We start from the raw sequence: 836 nt of genomic DNA, 5'->3' as shown, positions 1-836 counted from the left end.
GAAGAGCCCGACCGCTCCGCCCGCCACATCGTGCTGCCGGAGATCGGTGGGCCGGGGCAGCATAAGCTGAAACGGGCGCGGGTGCTGGTGATCGGCGCCGGCGGGCTCGGCGCACCGGTGCTGGAATATCTAGCCGCCGCCGGCGTCGGCACGCTAGGCATCGTCGATGACGATACGGTTTCGCTGTCCAACCTGCAGCGGCAGGTGATCCATGGCAGCGACACGATCGGCTTGGCCAAGACCGACAGCGCCGCGGCAGCGATCATGCGCATCAACCCTAACGTCGCGGTGGAATCGCATCGCCTGAGGCTGACGGAAGCGAACGCCCCTGCCCTCGTCGCCCGTTACGATGTCGTTGTCGACGGCTCCGACAATTTCGAGACGCGGTACGCGGTCGCCGATGCCTGCGCCAGCGAGAAGAAACCCCTGGTGACGGCCGCCGTCGGCCGCTTCGACGGCTCGGTCACGGTGCTGAAACCGTTCGAGACAGGCGCCGACGGAAAGCGCAACCCGAGCTATCGCGACCTGTTCCCAGAGGCGCCTCCCGAAGGGCTGGTGCCGTCCTGCGCTGTTGCCGGCATTGTCGGCGCGCTGACGGGCGTCATCGGCGCGCTGGAGGCAATGGAGGCGATCAAGCTGATTACCGGCATAGGCGAGCCGCTCATCGGCCGGCTGCTGCTCTATGACGGGCTCACAGCCCGCTTCGACATCATCCGCTACAAGGCCGTCTGAGCGTATGGACCAGACCGTCGGCATTTCCATTATCGGCCTTCCCGCGGATTTCGACGGATGGGACGACTTGCTCGCGCTGATCCGCCGCGCCTTTGCCTATATGG

At 66.1% G+C, this 836-nt stretch carries 1 protein-coding gene; it reads left to right on the top strand.

The features are described from left to right. Positions 1–732: molybdopterin-synthase adenylyltransferase MoeB (locus EOA27_RS38480; protein WP_145970906.1), on the top strand; the 732-nt coding region annotated here is incomplete at its 5' end. Positions 733–836 lie beyond the last annotated feature (104 nt).

The organism is Mesorhizobium sp. M2A.F.Ca.ET.037.01.1.1 (assembly GCF_003998075.1).
Taxonomy (GTDB): Bacteria; Pseudomonadota; Alphaproteobacteria; order Rhizobiales; family Rhizobiaceae; genus Mesorhizobium.
The sequence above is the reverse complement of the archived record's forward strand: the minus strand, read 5'-3'. Positions and strand labels throughout refer to the sequence as shown.